Here is a 17,416-nt window from a genome sequence, read left to right as displayed (position 1 = left end):
CTCCGATCCTGACGGGACAGCTACGGCTGGTTGTTGATCGTGAAGGTCGACGTGGTGTTCTTGATGTCCTGGGCGTTGCCGCTCATCTTGAGGTTGTGGAACGTGACCTCGCCGACCGCAGGCCCCTGGCCCGACTCCGGCATCGCGTTCGCCCAGAGGCCGAAGCCGGACTTGGCGTCATAGGCGTCGCCGCTCTTCCTGGCGCCGGTGATCGTGACGTCGGTCAGGATCGTGTCCTTGATCGGGAACTGCGGCTGCCCTCCCACGTAGTTGGTCTGGAACATGATCCCGCTGTACGTCGGGTCGACGATGTCCACATCGTTGATCCGGATGCCCTGGAACACCTTCGACGCGGAGAACAGCCAGATCCCCGGGAAGGTCTGGCCGTTCCAGAAGTGGCCGCCGGTCCGCTCCAGGGTGATGTTCTCCAGGGTGGTCGGATCGGTGCCGAAGCCGTTCATCGCGTAGCCGAAGTCCAGCGAACTGACCGTGACACCGGCGTAGACGAGCGTGTCCGCGACCCTGATGTTGCGGAAGGTGTTGTCGTAGCCCCCGTAGACGGCCACCCCCGCCGCACGCCAGGTGAGCAGCGAGGTCAGGTTCTCGAAGACGTTGTTCTTCTCGTCCGCGCCCCCGGCGTCGATCGCCGAGAACAGCGCGAAGCTGTCGTCCCCGGTGGCCCGTGACTCGTTGTTGGTCACGTGGTTGTCCGTGCTGCCGTTGGTCATGTTGATGCCGTCGGCGTAGGTGTCGCGGATCCGGGAGTTCTTGATGGTGACGCTGTCGGTGTTGGCACCCCAGTAGAGGCAGACGGTGTGCTCGTCCCAGACGTTGTCGATGGTGATGTCGGAGACGTTGGAGAAGTCGAAGACCTTGCCGGGACCGTCGATCCGTGAGGTGTAGTTCCCGAAGTAGGCGAAGCCGGCGAACGAGGAGCCGTTGGCCGTGGCTTCGGCGCGGAAGCCGATGTCGGTGTTGTCCTGCGAGGACGGTGCGCGGAACCGGGTGAACCAGGGTCCCGCTCCCACCACGTGGACCGCCTTGCCGTACACCTGGAACTTGCTGGACGTCTCGTAGTCACCGGCGGGCAGATAGACACCGGTCAGCTTGCCGGTGGTGTCCATCCGTACCTTGTCCAGTGCGTTCTGCACGTCCTGCTGGGAGAAGCCGGCCGGGACCGTGTACGCGGCCGGGTCCGGGTTCGCCGCCGCTGTCGCCTGCTCGGTGTCGATGAAGTCGATCGCGTACGCCGAGGTGTTGGCGGCGTCCTTCTGGAGCTTGATCTTGTGGCCTGCCGGGACGGTCATGCCCAGCAGGACGTTCGCCTCGTCGTAGATGTGGCGGGGGGCGCCGGATCCCGGGTCGTTCCCGGGGCCGGTCTCCGCGCCGTACAGCCAGGCGTACTTCGATGTGAGGTCGACGGCCTTGAGGAAGGTGCCGTCCACGTACAGGTCCAGGGTGGAGTTGATGCCGCCACCGCCCGGTGCGTCCGGGATGGAGAACCGGGTGACCAGGGTGTTGGTGCTGGCCTTGGTGGTGAACTCGACCGACTGACCGGTGCTGTCGAGCGTCACCGCCTTGCGGCCGGAGGCCTCGCCCGCGAGGTCGCCCACGGTCCGGTTCGGCCCGACGACCTTGGCGCCGCCCGCCAGGACGCCGTCCTCGGCCTCGTAGCTGTCGTACGGCATGTCCGCGCCCCGCCCGATGAACAGCGGTTGCGTGGTCGTGTTGTTGCCCCGTTTGACCGGCAGCTCATTGGCGTCGTCCGCGATCACGGTCTTCACCTGGTAGCTGCCGTTGACCGCCGTCCAGCTGCCGAGGTCCACCGGGGGAGCGGTGCCGCCCGCCGCGATCGCCCCGGAGTACGAGCCGGTGAGGGTCTTGACGGTGGCGCCCTTCGAGTCGGTCACGGTCAGGGTGACGGCATGGGCGCCCGGTGCGGAGGCGACCGTGCCCTGGTTCTTGACCGCCACCGAGAACTTCACCGTGTCACCGGCGGAGGCGGAGCCGGGCGACCAGCTGACCGGGGATGCCACCAGATCGGAGCTGGCGACCGGTTTGACCACCAGCGGGTCCGGACCGGTGTAGGTGTTGTTGCCCTCGTTCGTCTCGACGACCTTGTCCGCCGGGTCGACCTCGGCGCTCAGCGGGTAACTTCCCGCGTCCCGGGCCCCGATGGAGCCGGAGACGGTCTTCGACTCACCCGCGGCGAGTGCGGGCACCGCGGCCGACCCCGCCTTGGTGCCGCCGAGGCTGAAGTCCAGGTCGGTGGCGGCCGACGCCTGGGTGCCGCTGTTGGTGACCGTGGCCGAGAGGCTGATGGCGTCGGACTCGACCGGCGCGGCCGGCGAGGACGTGATCTTGGTGACCTGGAGGTCCGGGTTGGGGGCGGGGACGCCCATGACCTGGAACTCCGCGATCTGCCCCGCGGCGGAACCGGTGTTGGAGGTGATCTTCAGCTGGACATCGGCGACCCGTCCGTTCACCGGGATGGTGACGGTGTTCTGGCTCGACGGATTGAAGGTGTAGTCCTTGGCCGCCGCGAGATTCGTGAACGCGGTGGCGCTCTGTTCGCGCCCCAGGACCTGGATGTTCTGGGTCCGGGTGGCCCAGGAACTGTCCGGGTTGAGCTTGAGCACGACCGAGCCGACATCGGCGTTGGCGCCGAGCTTCACGGTCAGTGTGTTCGGGTAGCTGCCCCCGGCGCCTTCCCAGTAGGTGCTGGTCTGACCGTCATTGGCGTTCTCGGCGGCGAAGGTGAAGACGGTGGACGACGCGCTGATCGGTTTCGACCTGGCGAGGTCGGAACCGGATCCGGTGGCGCCGGGGCGGGTGACGGTGTTGCTGCTGCCCGAGACGTTCCCCGCCGCGTCCCTGGCCCGCACGTAGTAGGAGACCGTGGTGTCGGCGGGCCGGCTGTCGGTGTACGTGGTCACATCACCGGCGACGGACTTGCTGAGCTCGCCGTCGGCGTAGATGTCGTACCCGGTGACCTTCACATTGTCGGTGGAGGCGCCCCAGGTCAGCTTGATGTCACCGCTGGACGGCTGGGTGAACGCCAGATTGGCGGGAGCGGTGGGGGCCTGGGTGTCTCCCGTGTCGCCCTTGCGCGTCACGGTGTTGCTGTTGCCCGACTGGTTGCCCGCGGCGTCGTGGGCCCGTACGTAGTAGGCGACCGTCGTCCCGGCCGGCTGGGTGTCGGTGTATGTCGTCACGTTCCCGGCGACGGAGGACCGCAGCTCGCCGTTGGCGTAGATGTCATAGCCGGTGACACCCACCGCGTCGGTCGACGCCTGCCAGCCGAGCTTGATCTGCCCGCCCGCGGGCTCGGTGTACGAGAGGCCCTGCGGGGCCGTCGGTGCGGTCACGTCGCCGGCCGCCGGGCCGTAGATCTCCAGCTCCGACAACTGGCCGGCGGGCTGCGCGGAGTTGGCGGTGATCAGCACCCGCACGTACCGGGTGGTGGTGGCGTCGAAGGAGATCGTCGCCGACTGCCCGCCCGCCGCGTTGAAGGTGTAGTCCCTGGACGCGGTCAGATCCGTGAAGTCCGTGTTGTTGGTGCTGCCCTGGATCTTCAGCGTCTGGGTACGTGATCCCCAGCCGTCAGGCAGCCGCAGGACGACCTGGTTGACCCGCACCGCTGCGCCGAGGTCGGCCTGGATCCACTGCGGGAGGGCGTTGTTCCTGCTCTCCCAGTAGGTGGCGCGGTTGCCGTCGTTCGCCTGGGCCGCCGTGTAGGTCTCCGTGTAGCTGCCGGCCGTCAGCGTCCTGCCCAGGGCGAGGTTGCCCGAGGAGTCCGAGGCGTCGGCGGCGTGGACCTCCAGCTCGGCGAGCTGTGCCTTGGGCCAGCCGGAGTTGGCCGTGATGTCGATACGGACGTATCTGGTCCGGGTGGCCGGGAAGTCGACCGTCACGGTGTTGCTGTTGCCGGGACCGAAGGTGTGGGCGGCGGACGCGGAGAGGGTGCTGTAGCCGGTGCCGTCCGTGCTGCCCTGCACGGAGAGGGTCTGGCTGCGGCTCTCCCAGCCGGCCGGCAGCTTCAGCACGACCTGGTCGACCCGGGCGGTCGAGCCGAGGTCGGCCTCCACCCACTGGGGGAACGAGCTGCTGGAACTCTCCCAGTACGTGCTGGAGTTGCCGTCGGTGATGTTCGCCGCTCCGTACTCGGCCGCCGCACTGGCGGCCCGGGCGGGCCGGCCGGACGCGAGGTCGGGTCCGCCCGCGGCCGAGGCGGACAGGGCCGGCAGTCCGAGCAGTAACAGGGCTGTCGCGAAGGCGGCCGTCAGGGACCGCCAACTTCTTCTGTGACGCGTCATCTACTGTCCCCATACTCATGAAGTTCGACTTCTTGCGTTCAATTGTTGGAGAATTGCAGAGAGTTGTACGGAGGTCTACAGATCCGACCGAGGTAATCGACGGGTTCATGTCAGGGCGGTGGGGGCGTGCGGAACCGGCTCCGCCGCAAGTCCGTGAGAGAAGTCGTCATGGGAGCCGCTCCACCTGCAAGAACCGCACTGCGGTGGGGTGGTGAGGCGGTGCCGTGAGGGTGCGGCTACTGGAGCGCGTGGACGGCGGCCGCGAAGGCGGCGGGCATCCGGGCGGCCGCGGGCACGACGAGACCCGCGGTCCGCGGGCTGCCGCTGAAGGACAGCAGGGCTCCGGTCAGCAGCCGGTGACGCCGGGTCAGCCGCTGCCAGGCACCCTCGTAGTCGGCGGGCCGGCCGGCGGCCAGACAGCGCACGGCCGCTCCGGCGGTCGCCAGGGCCAGGGCGATGCCCTCGCCGGTGAGGGCATCGACGTACCCCGCGGCGTCCCCGACGAGCAGCACCCGTCCGGCTACCCGGCGCCTTGCCCGCTGGCGGAGCGGTCCCGCGCCGCGTACGGCGCTCGCGTGCGGCCCGTGCAGCGCGGCGTGGAGCGCCGGGAACCCGGCCAGGTGCGCGTCGTATCCGCGACGGCTGCGGCTGAGCACCGCGACCCCGACCAGCTCGTCGCCGACCGGGGTCACATACGCCTCACCGTCCGCGGACCAGTGCACCTCCACGAAGTCGGTCCAGGGGGCACACCGGTAGTGGCGGCGCAGCCCGTACCGGCCGGGGGAGCGGCCGGGCAGATCGAGCCCGAGACCCCGGCGCAGCGGTGAGTGCAGGCCGTCGGCGGCCACCAGCCAGCGCGCGGTGAGCCCGGCCGCCGTGACGCTCCCGGCGCTCTGGCGTACTTCGCCGACCTTGCCCGTGACCATCCGTACGCCCAGCTCGCGGGCGCGCTCGTGCAGTGCGGAGTGCAGCGCCGTGCGGCGGATCCCCAGTCCGGTCCCGCCCCGGAACGCCGCCTCGGCGCTGCGCCGGCCGTCGAGATAGCGGATGCCGCGCAGTTCCCGCCCGCTCACCGCCACCCCCAGCGCACGCAGCGCGGCGGCGCCGCCGGGCATGACCCCCTCGCCGCAGGCCTTGTCCACCGGCGTGGTCCTGGGCTCCACGACGACGGCCTCCAGACCGGCCAGCGCGGCATGGACGGCGGTGGCCAGCCCGGCGGGACCGCCGCCCGCCACCAGTACGTCGATCACGCCGTGACGTCCCCCGCCGGACCGGACGCCGCCCAGGAGCCCGCCAGCGCCGTGTTCTCACAGCGGATGCGGACGGTCAGCAGTACCGCGTTGAGCACCGTGAACGCCAGCGCGGTGATCCACGCGGTGTGCACCAGCGGCAGCGCCACCCCCTCGGCGACCACGGCCACGTAGTTCGGGTGCCGCAGCCACCGGTAGGGGCCGCCCTGCACCAGCGGCAGGCCGGGCACGACGATCACCCGGGTGTTCCAGCGCGGCCCCAGGGTCCCGATGCACCACCAGCGCAGCCCCTGGGCGGCCACCAGCACGGCGGCCATCGGCCATCCCAGCGCGGGCAGGAACGGCCGGCCGCCCAGCGAGACCTCGGCCACGCACGCCGCGAGCAGCCCGGTGTGCAGTGCGACCATCGCCGGATAGTGGCCCTGTCCGGCGACGGTCGCACCGCGCGCCATGCTCCAGCGCTCATTGCGCCGGGCGACGACGAGTTCGGCGATGCGCTCGGCGGCGACAGCGGCCACCAGCAGCACGTACCAGATCATGGGGTCCTCCGAATCACGGCGTCCTCAGGCTCGTTCGGGCGGCTCGTTCCGGCTGAGGGGGAACGCCGGCCTACCAGCGCAGCAGAACCAGTTCGCAGCAGAAGCCCGGGCCCATCGCCAGCAGCAGCCCGGGTGTCCCCGGCGCCGGGGGGTCCCCGGCCAGGGTGTCGCGCAGCACGTGCAGCACCGACGACGAGGACAGATTGCCCACGTCGGCGAGGTGCCGCCAGGTCACGCCGAGCGCTTCGCCGGACAGCCCGAGCGCCTCGGTCACGGCCTCCAGCACCTTGGGCCCGCCCGGATGGCAGACCCAGGCCGACACATCCTTGGGCTTGAGCCCGTGACCGGCGAGGAAACCCGTGACGTCCGCGGCGAGGTGACGGCGGACCACATCCGGCACGGACGGGTCGAGCACCACCTGGAAGCCGGAGCTCGTGATGTTCCAGCCCATGACGTGACCGGTGTCGGGGTAGAGCCGGCTGCGGGTGTCCACGACGGTCGGCCCCGCCGGCTCCCGCTCCCCGGTGGAGCGGTCCGGACCGCAGGCCACGACCGCGGCGGCGCCGTCCCCGAAGAGGGCGGTCGCGATCAGATTGGCCATCGAGCTGTCGTCGCGCTGGAAGGTGAGGGAGCACAGCTCGACGGAGAGCAGCACCGCGACCTGGTCCGGATGACCGAGCAGATAGTCGTGCGCGCGGGCCAGCCCCGCCGCGCCCCCGGCGCAGCCGAGCCCGAAGAGCGGCAGCCGCTTGACGTCGGGGCGCAGCCCGAGCCGCCCGGCCAGCCGCGCGTCGATCGAGGGGGTGGCGATTCCGGTGACCGAAGTGAAGATCAGCAGGTCCACGTCCTCGGGGCGCAGCCCCGCCGCGTGCAGCGCGCCCCGGACCGCCGTGGCGCCGAGCTCCGTCGCGCCGGTGATGAACGCGTCGTTGGCGGCCCCGAATCCGTCCAGCTTCTCGTACGCGTCGAGCGGCAGCGTCATGTGGCGGGAGCGGACCCGGGAGCTGTGGTGCAGCCGGTCGAGGACCCGCCGGTCGGCGCCGTCGGGCAGACAGACGCGGGCCACCATGTCGGTGATCTCGTGCTGGGCGTGGCGATGCGGTGCCAGGACACCGTGGACGGCTGCGATCCGGGTCATATGTTCTCCCGCCTCGGGGATGACGTGCCCTGCATTGCAGCATCCCTGCCCCCGGCACGGCCCCCGACACCCTGGCCGGTGCCCCGGAGCCCTGCGCCGATTCGCCCGTACGCGTGGAGAGCGCGCGGAACCGTGCCGGGAGGGTGCCCGCACCTACGATCACCGGGTGGGAACTCCCGAGCAGCCCCTGGCAGATGGATCCGCCGTCCCGCGGGGCGGTGTCCCGGCAGCCCTGGCCGGATCGTGCCACCCCGGCCCGGTCGTGGCGGTCACCGCGCTGCTGGCCGCGCTCGCCGTGTCCGCGGGGCAGAGCCCCGCGCGGTGCGCGCTGACCGCCGCGGCCGTGTTCACCGGTCAGCTGTCCGTGGGCTGGTGCAACGACGCGGTCGACGCCCGCCGGGACATCGCGGCGGGCCGCACGGGCAAGCCGGTCGCCGACGGCACGGTCGGCGTACGCACCGTGTGGGCCGCCGCGTTCACCGCGCTGGCGCTCTGTGTGCCGTTGTCGTTCGGCTGCGGCGCGTGGGCGGGCGCCGTCCATCTGACCGGCGTCGCGCTGGCCTGGGCGTACGATCTCGGCCTCAAGGCGACCGCCTGGTCCTGGCTGCCGTACGCGGTGGGCTTCGCCGCACTGCCCGCCTTTGTCGCACTCGGGCTGCCGGGAGAGCCGCGGCCCGTCTGGTGGATCGTCACGGCGGGCGCGCTGCTGGGGATCGGTGCCCACCTGGGGGACGTGCTGCCCGACATCCGCAGTGACCTGGCACTCGGAGTGCGCGGCTGGCCGCACCGGCTCGGTCCCGACGGCGCGCGGCTGCTGCTCCCGGTCCCGCTGGTCGCTGCGTCCGCCGTCCTCGTGCTGGGACCCGCCGGGCCGCCCTCCGGCCGGTCCCTGGCGGCGCTCACCGCGGCCGCCGCGGTCGCCGTCGCGGGGACGCTGCTGGGCCGCCGCCGGGAGCGGGCGGCGTTCGCCTCCGCGGTCTGCGTCGCCGCGGTCGATGTGGCGCTGCTGCTGTTCAACGGCGCCGCCATCGTCTGAACACGGTCGCCCCCGCAGCCGTCATCGTCCGGACACGGCCCCGCTCAGCCCTCGGCCCTCGGCCTGCCAGGAGTTTCCGGGTCAGCGCCGCATCCGCCGCCGCAGCAGCCAGAGTGACGCGGAGAGCGAGGCGAGCAGGGCCCCGACCGCCGCGAAGCCTCCCAGTACCGAGGCCTTCCTGGTCGTGGAGCGGTGGGCCGCCACCAGCGCTGCGCCCGCCCCCTGCGCGGGTCCCGGAGCCGACGCCGTAGTGGTCCTCGCGACGGGCGGCCGGAGCGAGCCGACCGGCCGGACCTTGCCGGATGCGGCGAAGCCCCAGTCGAGGAGCGAGCGGGCATCCTCGTAGACGGTGCCCTCCTGAGGGTTCATCACGGTCACGATCAGCGTGCGGCTGCCCCGGTGGGCCGCGGCGATCAGGGTGTTGCCCGCCGCGGTGGTGTAGCCGTTCTTGACCCCGATGAGACCCGGGTAGGGGCTGACGTCCTGCGTGCCCGCCAGCAGTCGGTTGGTGTTCTGGATCTCGTAGGGGGCTTCGGCCCGGCCGGATTTGTCGAGCCCGCCGGGGAACTCCGCGACGCTCGTCGAGCAGTACCGGGCGAACGCCGGGTCGGCCAGGCCGGTGCGGCCGAAGACCGCGAGATCGAAGGCGGAGGAGTACTGGCCGGGGGTGTCGTAGCCGTCCGGGGACATGACACGGGTGTCCCCGGCCCCCAACTGGGCGGCCCGCCTGCGCATCTCGTCCCTGGTCTTCTGCCAGCCGCCGTTCATGGACGCCAGCACATGCACCGCGTCGCCGCCCGAACTGAGGAAGACCCCGCGCCACAGGTCGTCCACCCGGTAGGTGTGCCCCTCGACGACCCCGACGCGGCTGCTCCCCTCACCGAGACCCTCCAGATCCGCGCCGGTGACGGTGTGCAGCTGCCGCGCGGGCAGATGGGGCAGCACCGTCAGGGCGAAGAGCGTCTTGAGGGTGCTGGCCGGGGGCAGATGGCGGTGGGCGTCCTTGGACGCCAGTACGTCGCCAGTGGTCGCGTCGGCCACCACCCAGGACAGGGCCGAAACCTGCCCCGGCAGCGCCGGGGCACGGGTGCCGCTGCCGGTGCCGCTGCCGGGCGAACGGTGGCCGGTCTGCGGGGCCAGCGCGGCGCAGGGAGCGATCGCGGTGACACCGGCGGCCAGTACCACCGCTCCGGTGCAGAGGCTTCGTACGACTGGTCTGAAGATCATTCAGTTACGTTAAAAACACTGCGGGTTGCCCGCATCTCGGGCGTACGCCGGGAAGTCCGAACGGCCGACACCCGGCTGCCGCGCGGCCGGACCGGCCCCGGGGGACCACCCGGACCGCGCCGCTGGCCTGTCCGGCGCAACCTGACGCCCCGTACGGGTGGCCGGGCTCGCCAGACCACGCCGGAGCGGCCTACCGTGGCCCGGCAGTGGTGTGCGTTTCCCGCTCAGCGCGCGGCCGCGGCACGGGCAGGTCCGCGCGCGTGCTCCTTTGCCGCGCATCCCTGTTGGCCGCAGCCCGGTTGCCGCCCCGCCCCGCACCGGCCTGCTGCCGCGGTCCTGTACCCGCATCGTGTGCCCGGAGGTCCCCCAATGCGCTTGACGAGTATCGGGTCTGCCGCCCTGCTGGGCGCCGCTCTGCTGTCGGTGGCCGCGCCGGCCGCGTCGGCCGACGACAACGGCGGGGCCCCGCCGTTCGGTTTCACCGTGTCACCCGGATCGGTCGCTCCGGGCGGCACGGTCACCCTCGGTGCCACCGGCTGCCGGGCGCCCGGCGTCACCGTCTCGTCCGGCCTCTTCGGCCCGGTCACCCTCCGTCACGGACACCCCGCGTCCGTCGTCGTCGACCCGGGTGCGGAAGCCGGGAAGCGGTACGACGTGACGTTCGCGTGCGCGGGGCAGCGGGGAAGCGCGCCGCTGCTGCTGTCGGGCACGCCGGACAAGCGCATCAGGGCGGTGCTCAGCGGTTCGCTCACCGACCTGGACACCACCGAGCTGGTCGCGGGCGGTGTCCTGATCGCGGCGGCCCTCGGCGGCGTCCTCCACCTGCGCCGCCGTACCGCCCACGGCGCGTCCTGACCGACCCGGCACGCCGTACCAGGGGCGGCCCCGGCGGTGTGGCGAGCGCCGGGGCCCGGTCTCAGCGCGTCCGGCACTCCGCCCTGATCAGCCGCGCGGCGTAGCGCGCGTCGAGGGCCGGGCTGGAGAAGCTGTCCGGATGCGCGCACATCCGGGCGCGCCCGGCCGCCGTGGTGCCCTTCCAGCTGAGCCGCACGGTCTGCTCGGTGAACGCGCGCCGGTCGTACGGAGGCGGATTGGTGTCCCCCTCCGTCCTGGGAGCGCCGGTCCCGTGTGCATCGGTCCCGGGGGCGTCGGCCCGGGGCGCATCCGTCCGGGGCGCATCCGTCCGGGGCGCCGACGGTTTCGCGGTCGCGGGGCTGAGCACATGGCCCGGGTTGATCGCGCCTGCGGTGAGGGTGGCGCACAGGGCTGCCGCGGCGAGCGCGGTACGCATCAGGGCGGAGTGCATGGCGGGGCTCCTTCGGCTCGTCGGAGGCGGTGTCGGGGCGAGCCGCCCGGGGGCCGGCTGCGGTGGTCCTCACACGGCCTGTGCGGCGACGGCGACGCCGGACGCGGTCGCGCCGGTCGGGGTGTCGTGCTGCCTGAGCGGTGGGGACATAGGGGGCAGAGCCTGCCGAAGCCGTTCCAGGATGGCCGCGGCGCGGCGGCCCCGCAACCCGGTGTTTTTCCCGGGCTGAAATGCCTGGTCGGCGGGGCGCACGGCAGTCCAGACCCAGTTCGGTCAAATGACAGGTATGAAGCATTCAAAAAAAGTTCAACCTCTTACCAAGACTTACGGCCGGGCCGACGGGGGGCAGACCGCGGTGGGCCGGTCCAGCGCCACATCCCAACAGCGGTTATGCCGTACCGTACCGCCCCGGACACGCTCGGTGTCCGATGTTCGGGACCTTGCTCCGCTTGCGCCGGGCGTACCGTTTTCAACAGAAAGTTGATCTAGCGCCAATCCCCCCTGACGTGGGGGTATCTGGTGAATTCGCCATGCCCTCAAGGGAGTAGACATGTCTGCGGCGGAACAGGCGGTGCAGGCGAAGGGCCGGACGCCGCTCCAGCTCGGGCAAGTGCAGCTGCGGGGCATCGCTCAGGTCACACTCAGTGCCAACCCGTGGACCGGACTGCTGTTCACCGTCGCGCTGTTCGCAGAGGGATGGCGCACCGGCGTGTACGGGCTGCTCGGCGCGGGCGTGTCCACCGCCACCGCGGCCCTGCTGGGCGCCGACCGCGGGAATCTCGTCAAGGGCCTTGAGGGCTACTGCGGTTGCCTGGCCGGTATCGCCCTCCTCGTCACGTTCGGCTCATCGGGACGTACGGTCCTGCTCACGGTCGTCGGCGCGGCGGTCTGCTCGGTGCTGAGCGCCGCGGGCAGCCGCTTGTTCGGGCGTGTCGGGCTGCCTGTGCTGACCGCCCCGTACTGCCTGGTCGCCAGTGTGCTGATGATCGCGCTGCCGACGGCCCCGGCGGCCGCCACGGCCACCGCGCGGGTCGGCGGGTTCACCACACTGACCGCCTCGGAGGCCGGCCGGGCGTTCTGCGACAGCATCGGGCAGATCTTCTTCCTCGACAAGTGGTACGCGGGCCTGATCCTGCTCGTCGGGCTCCTGGTCACCTCGCGGGCCGCCGCCGTCGCGGCGGCCGGTGCCAGCGCCCTCGCACTGCTGACCGCCTGCGCCGCCGGACTGCCGGCCGACCGGATCACCCAGGGCCTCTACGGCTACAACGGGGTGCTCTGCGCCATAGCGCTGGCGGCCACCTTCCTGACCCTCACCCGGTGGACCGCCGGATACGCCGCACTCGCCGTAGTGGCCTCGGTCCCCTTCACCGCCGCCTGGGAAGCGTTCACCCGGCCGTCCGGCGGATCCCCCTTCACCTGGCCGTTCGTTGTGACGACCTGGCTCTTCCTCGCGGCGGGTCCAGCGCTGGGCCGGCCCGGCATCTCATTCGAGAAAGCAGAGTGACGCCATGAATCTCGCACCACGCGAAATCGACAAACTCCACGTCTACGTGGTGGCCGACCTGGCCCGCCGCCGCAGGGCCAGGGGGACCAAGCTCAACTACAGCGAGGCTGCCGCGCTGATCACCGAGGCCGTCCTGGAGGCAGCCCGGGACGGCCACACCGTCGCCGAGTGCATGGAGCTGGGCCGCAAGATCGTCACCCAGGAGGACGTGATGCCCGGGGTGCGCGAGATGCTCACGGTCCTCCAGGTCGAGACGGCGTTCGTCGACGGGACGAAGCTGGTCACCTGCCACGACCCGATCAGCGCCTGAACCCTGAAGCCTGAACCACCGAGGAGACAGAGATGTCGGGCGGAGCCCATTACCTCTACGGAGATGACCCCGTGGAGATCAACGCCAACCGGGCCACGGTCAGGCTCACGGTCGCCAACACCGGCGACCGTGCCATCCAGATCGGGTCGCACTACCACTTCTTCGAGATCAACCGCGCGCTGCGCTTCGACCGTGAGGCCGCCTTCGGTATGCGCCTGGACATCCCCTCCGGTACCGCCGTGCGCTTCGAGCCCGGTGACACCCGGGAGGTCGACCTGTGTGCCTTCGCCGGCGCCGGGCGGCTCGTCGGATTCGCCGGGCTCGTCAACGGGGGCCTGTCGGCGCCCGACACCAGGCGCAACGCGCTGCGCCGGGCGACGGAGCTGGGATTCGCACACGCCGGCAGCGCTGCCGGTACGGACAGCACAGGGAACACGCCCGGCGCCGACAGCACCGCGGGCACCGAGGGGACTCAGCACTGATGGCGATCATTCCGCGCAAGCAGTACACGGACCTGTTCGGCCCCACCGTGGGCGACCGGTTCCACCTCGCCGACACCAACCTGGTCGTCGAGGTCGAGTACGACCACAACGCCGGTTCCTACGGGGAAGAGGCCGTCTACGGCGGCGGCAAAGCCATCCGTGACGGCATGGCGCAGGACCCGTCCGCGCTCAACCGCGAGGGCGCCCTCGACCTGGTCATCACCAACGTCGTGGTCATGGACCCGGTGCTCGGCGTCGTCAAGGGCGACATCGGTGTCCGCCACGGTCTGATCGTCGGGGTCGGCAAGGCCGGCAACCCGCAGCTCCAGAACGGCGTGGACCCCAAGCTCGTCATCGGCCCCGGCACCGAGGTGATATCCGGCGAGCACCTGATCGCCACCGCGGGCGGCGTCGACACGCACATCCACTTCATCTCGCCGCAGCAGGCCCAGGAGGGCCTGTCCAACGGCATCACCACCTTCTTCGGCGGCGGCACCGGGCCGACCGACGGCACCAACGGCACGACTTGCACCCCCGGCCCGTGGAACATCCACCGGATGCTGGAGGCCGTGGAGGACCTGCCGGTCAACGTGGGTCTGCTCGGCAAGGGCAACGGCAGCCAGCCCGAGGCGCTCCGCGAGCAGATCGAGGCGGGCGCGGCCGGTCTGAAGGTGCACGAGGACTGGGGCGCGACCCCGGCCGCCATCGACACCGCCCTGCGGGTCGCCGACGAGCACGACGTGCAGATGGCCATCCACACCGACACCCTCAACGAGGGCGGGTTCTTCGAGGACACCCTGTCGGCGATCGACGGCCGGACCATCCACACCTTCCACACCGAGGGAGCGGGCGGCGGCCACGCCCCGGACATCATCCGGGTATCGGGCGAGGCCAACGTACTGCCCGCATCCACCAACCCGACGCTGCCCTACACGGTCAACGCGGTGGACGAGCTGCTGGACATGGTGATGGTCTGTCACCACCTGTCCCGTGACATCCCCGAGGACGTCTCCTTCGCCGACAGCCGGGTGCGCGCCGAGACGATCGCGGCCGAGACGGTGCTGCACGACCTCGGCGTGATCAGCATCTTCTCCTCCGACTCCCAGGCCATGGGACGGGTCGGCGAGTCGTTCGTCCGGGCCTTCCAGACCGCGCACCACTGCAAGGAGCTGCGCGGTCCGCTGGCCGAGGACAGCTCCCGCAACGACAACGCACGCGTGCTGCGCTACCTGGCCAAGCTGACCATCAACCCCGCCATCGCGGTCGGCGCGTCCGACGTGATCGGGTCCCTGGAGCCGGGCAAGCTCGCCGACATCGTGCTCTGGCCGATGCACTCCTTCGGTGCCAAGCCCAAGATGATCATCAAGGGCGGCATGGTCAACTGGGCGCTGATGGGCGACCCCAACGCGTCCCTGCCGACGCCGCAGCCCGTCTACTACCGCCCGATGTTCGGCTCGTACGGCCGTGCCAAGCAGCGGACGTCGGTCACCTTCATGTCACAGGCTTCCATCGCCGCGGACGTCCCCGCCGACCTGGGCCTCCAGCGGCGGATCGAGCCCGTACAGCGCTGCCGGACCATCGGCAAGCAGCACATGGTGCGCAACGACGCGCTGCCGCGCATCGAGGTGGACCCGGAGACGTACAAGGTCACCGTCGACGGCGAACCCGCGACGATCGAACCCGCCGAGCGGCTCCCGCTCAACCACCTCTTCTACGTCGTCTGACCGCTGCGCCGGCCGACCGCCCCGGCGGTCGCCGGCCGCCGGATCACCGCGGACCACCCCTCGCACGAACGGAGCCCCGGCGTGAACGACCCGATGCCCACAGCAGCGCTGCTGACCGGGCTCCAGCTCACCGACTCGGCCTTTCCCAGCGGCTACTACACCCTCTCCCACGGTCTGGAGGGCTTCCAGCAGGCCCGCGCGGTGACCCCGCGCACCCTGCCCGGCCTTCTGGACGACCTGCTGCGCCACAGTGCGGGCCCCTCCGACGCCACCGCGCTCGCGCTCGCCCACCGTGCGGTCGCCGCCGGCGACTGGACGGAGCTGACGGCCGTCGAGCAGCGGCTGCACGCCACCAAACTGGGCCGTGAGGCCCGGCAGGCCTGCGTCCGCACCGGGCGGCAGCTGCTCGACCTGGCCGCGGAGGTGTACGGGACCCCGGAGATCGAGCAGTACCGCACCCTCTACCGGGACGGCGCGGTGCGCGGCTGCCAGCCGGTCGTCGCCGCGGTGGTGCACGCGGGCAACGCCGTGTCCGTACGGCAGGCGGTCACCTGCGAACTGTTCGCCTTCGCGGCCAGTTTCGTGGGGGCCGCCCTGCGGCTGCGGCTGACCGACCACCGCCAGGCGCAGGTCGTACTGCACCGGGCGGCCCCGGTGATCGAGGAGGCCGCCGAAGCCGCCCTGGAGCGGGAGTTGGCCGACATCGGCGGCTTCGTCCCGGTGGCGGACGTCATGGCGGGCCGCCACGAGCGTGCGGAGGCACGGCTGTTCGCCAGCTAGGCGGAGTGCGGCCAGGCAGTGTCCGACCGTGCAGCCGTACGGACCAGGACAGCGCCGCGTGCCGCCCCCCGCGAAGACACCACACCAGAGAAGGATCACCATGCACGACCCCATGCAGGCCCGGCACCACCACAGCCACGACGACGAACTCATGCGGCGCCCGAAGGACGGCGTCCTGCGCGTGGGGATCGCGGGTCCGGTCGGCTCCGGGAAGACGGCTCTGATCGAGGCGCTCGTCCCCGTACTGTTCGCACGCGGCCGCACCCCCGCCGTCATCACCAACGACATCTTCACCACCGAGGACGCCGCCCACGTCCGGCGCACCCTCGACGGGATCCTCGACGCGGACCGGATCGTCGGTGTCGAGACCGGGGCCTGCCCGCACACCGCGGTCCGGGACGACCCGACGATGAACCAGGCCGCCGCCGACGAACTCCTGGAGCGCCACCCCGACGTGGACACGCTGCTCTTCGAGAGCGGCGGCGACAACCTGACCCTCACCTTCAGCCCCGCACTGGTCGACCTCTTCCTGTTCGTGCTGGACACCGCGGAGGGCGACAAGATGCCGCGCAAGCGGGGCCCCGGCATCACCGAGTGCGAACTGCTCGTCATCAACAAGGTCGACATCGCCCAGTACGTGCGGTGCAACCTGGAGCAGATGGAGTCGGACGCGCGCCATGTCCGCGAGGGGCGGCCCGTGGTGCTGACCAACTCCCTCACCGGAGACGGCCTCGACGCCATCGCCGACTTCATCCTGGCCCACGAAGCCGCCCGGGAGGCGGCCCCCGCGTGACCACGGCGCCCGCGCGGCTGGACCCCGCGCACTACGAACCCCGGCGGACACCGGCCCGGCTCCGCGGCCTGGCCGGTCCGGCGGACACACTGGCCGCCGGGCGCCCCGGCAAGGTCGGTCTGCTCGAACTGCGCTACGCGCGGGTCGGCGACCGCACCGAACTCGTCGACCGCTACCAGAAGTCACCGCTGCAGATCATGCGGCCGCTGTACATCGACCCGCACCGGCCCGACCTGCCGGTGACCTATCTGATGTCGACCGGCGGCGGCATCCTCCAGGCCGACCGGAACCGCATCGACATCGACTGCGGGCCCGGCACCTCCGTGCACCTGACGACGCAGGCCGCCACCAAGGTGCACCGCATGGAGTTCGACCATGCGACCCAGAGCGTCAACCTGACGGCGGGGGAGGGCAGTTACGTCGAGTACCTGCCCGACCCGCTGATCCCGTACCGGGACGCGCGCTTCTACCAGCACACCCTGGTGACAGCCGATCCGTCGGCGACCGTACTCCTCGGCGAGACGATCGCGGCCGGGCGGCTGGCCCGGGGCGAACGGCACGCCTACCGGATGCTCTTCAGCGATCTGGAGGTCCAGCGGCCCGACGGCACGCTGCTGGCGGCCGACACCGTACGGCTCGAACCGGACGGTCCGGGCGGGGTGACCGGAGCCGCCGTCTTCGCCGGTCACGACCTGATGGCCTCGCTGTACGTGCTCACACCACTGGCCCCGGCCGCGCTGGTCGCCGACACCCTCCACGAGGCGCTGCAGGCCACCGGCCTGGTCTTCGGAGTGAGCGTGCTGCCCGACGACACGGGGGCGTGGGCGCGCGTGATGGGGAGCGACTCGCCTGCTGTCACCCGTGCGCTGCGCGCCGCGTGGGATGCGGTGCGCCGGCTGCTCATCGGGGTGCCCGCTCCGGACCTGCGCAAGACCTGACGGCGCGGGCTCCGACCACGCAACCGCCGCCCGCCGCCCCTGCGGACCTCGCGGCACCGCAGGGGCCGGGCGG

At 71.6% G+C, this 17,416-nt stretch carries 15 protein-coding genes; 9 read left to right on the top strand and 6 right to left on the bottom strand.

What is annotated here, in order from left to right; genetic code table 11:
• Nucleotides 1–20: 20 nt before the first annotated feature.
• The 4 genes from OG285_RS04715 to OG285_RS04700 all read right to left on the bottom strand — a co-directional run bounded on the left by OG285_RS04715 (nucleotide 21) and on the right by OG285_RS04700 (nucleotide 7,243).
• Nucleotides 21–4,316 (bottom strand): discoidin domain-containing protein, encoded by a 4,296-nt coding sequence (locus OG285_RS04715; protein ID WP_371790245.1) that lies wholly within the window; start codon nucleotides 4,314–4,316, stop codon nucleotides 21–23.
• A 236-nt stretch (nucleotides 4,317–4,552) separates the two neighbouring features.
• Nucleotides 4,553–5,566 (bottom strand): NAD(P)/FAD-dependent oxidoreductase, encoded by a 1,014-nt coding sequence (locus tag OG285_RS04710; RefSeq protein ID WP_356831256.1) that lies wholly within the window; start codon nucleotides 5,564–5,566, stop codon nucleotides 4,553–4,555.
• Entirely contained in the window at nucleotides 5,563–6,105 is a 543-nt protein-coding gene (locus OG285_RS04705; RefSeq protein ID WP_356831254.1) for an isoprenylcysteine carboxyl methyltransferase family protein, read from the bottom strand. Before OG285_RS04705 ends, OG285_RS04710 begins: the two co-directional genes overlap by 4 nt.
• 70 nt (nucleotides 6,106–6,175) lie before the next feature.
• Entirely contained in the window at nucleotides 6,176–7,243 is a 1,068-nt protein-coding gene (locus tag OG285_RS04700; RefSeq protein WP_371790244.1) for a type III polyketide synthase, read from the bottom strand.
• A gap of 166 nt (nucleotides 7,244–7,409) precedes the next feature.
• Here OG285_RS04700 and OG285_RS04695 point away from each other — a divergent pair, with 166 nt between their 5' ends.
• Nucleotides 7,410–8,279, top strand: coding sequence for a UbiA family prenyltransferase (locus OG285_RS04695; RefSeq protein ID WP_371790243.1), 870 nt, complete (start codon nucleotides 7,410–7,412; stop codon nucleotides 8,277–8,279).
• 81 nt (nucleotides 8,280–8,360) lie between these two features.
• Here OG285_RS04695 and OG285_RS04690 read toward each other — a convergent pair whose 3' ends face one another.
• Complete coding sequence (locus OG285_RS04690) at nucleotides 8,361–9,506, bottom strand: D-alanyl-D-alanine carboxypeptidase family protein (RefSeq protein WP_371790242.1); 1,146 nt, start codon at nucleotides 9,504–9,506, stop codon at nucleotides 8,361–8,363.
• 369 nt (nucleotides 9,507–9,875) lie between these two features.
• Between OG285_RS04690 and OG285_RS04685 the strand changes: the two genes are divergently transcribed.
• A complete protein-coding gene (locus OG285_RS04685) occupies nucleotides 9,876–10,361 on the top strand; it encodes a hypothetical protein (RefSeq protein ID WP_371790241.1) in 486 nt (161 codons plus the stop codon).
• Between the two features lie 61 nt (nucleotides 10,362–10,422).
• Here the strand turns inward: OG285_RS04685 and OG285_RS04680 are convergent, their stop codons facing one another.
• Nucleotides 10,423–10,812, bottom strand: a complete 390-nt coding sequence (locus tag OG285_RS04680) for a hypothetical protein (RefSeq protein WP_371790240.1) — start codon at nucleotides 10,810–10,812, stop codon at nucleotides 10,423–10,425.
• 550 nt (nucleotides 10,813–11,362) lie between these two features.
• On the opposite strand from OG285_RS04680, the gene OG285_RS04675 reads away from it, so the two are divergent.
• From OG285_RS04675 to OG285_RS04645, 7 genes are all read left to right on the top strand, one after another.
• The gene (locus OG285_RS04675) at nucleotides 11,363–12,316 is read left to right on the top strand and encodes an urea transporter (protein WP_356831244.1); all 954 of its coding nucleotides are present in this window, start codon (nucleotides 11,363–11,365) and stop codon (nucleotides 12,314–12,316) included.
• 4 nt (nucleotides 12,317–12,320) lie between these two features.
• Nucleotides 12,321–12,626 (top strand): urease subunit gamma, encoded by a 306-nt coding sequence (locus tag OG285_RS04670; RefSeq protein WP_356831242.1) that lies wholly within the window; start codon nucleotides 12,321–12,323, stop codon nucleotides 12,624–12,626.
• Nucleotides 12,627–12,658: 32 nt separating this feature from the next.
• Nucleotides 12,659–13,108, top strand: a complete 450-nt coding sequence (locus tag OG285_RS04665; RefSeq protein ID WP_356831240.1) for an urease subunit beta — start codon at nucleotides 12,659–12,661, stop codon at nucleotides 13,106–13,108.
• Nucleotides 13,108–14,832, top strand: coding sequence for an urease subunit alpha (ureC, locus tag OG285_RS04660; protein WP_371790239.1), 1,725 nt, complete (start codon nucleotides 13,108–13,110; stop codon nucleotides 14,830–14,832). The genes OG285_RS04665 and ureC overlap by 1 nt, the downstream gene beginning before the upstream one ends.
• Before the next feature lie 93 nt (nucleotides 14,833–14,925).
• The gene (locus OG285_RS04655; protein ID WP_371793447.1) at nucleotides 14,926–15,612 is read left to right on the top strand and encodes an urease accessory protein UreF; all 687 of its coding nucleotides are present in this window, start codon (nucleotides 14,926–14,928) and stop codon (nucleotides 15,610–15,612) included.
• 151 nt (nucleotides 15,613–15,763) lie between these two features.
• Complete coding sequence (ureG, locus tag OG285_RS04650) at nucleotides 15,764–16,405, top strand: urease accessory protein UreG (protein ID WP_356831339.1); 642 nt, start codon at nucleotides 15,764–15,766, stop codon at nucleotides 16,403–16,405.
• Nucleotides 16,402–17,343: an urease accessory protein UreD gene (locus tag OG285_RS04645; RefSeq protein ID WP_371790238.1), complete on the top strand. Its 942-nt coding sequence runs from the start codon at nucleotides 16,402–16,404 to the stop codon at nucleotides 17,341–17,343. Before ureG ends, OG285_RS04645 begins: the two co-directional genes overlap by 4 nt.
• Nucleotides 17,344–17,416 lie beyond the last annotated feature (73 nt).

The sequence above is a fragment of the Streptomyces sp. NBC_01471 genome (assembly GCF_041438865.1).
GTDB lineage: Bacteria > Actinomycetota > Actinomycetes > Streptomycetales > Streptomycetaceae > Streptomyces.
Note: the sequence above shows the minus strand (reverse complement) of the source record. Positions and strands in the feature narration are given on the sequence as shown.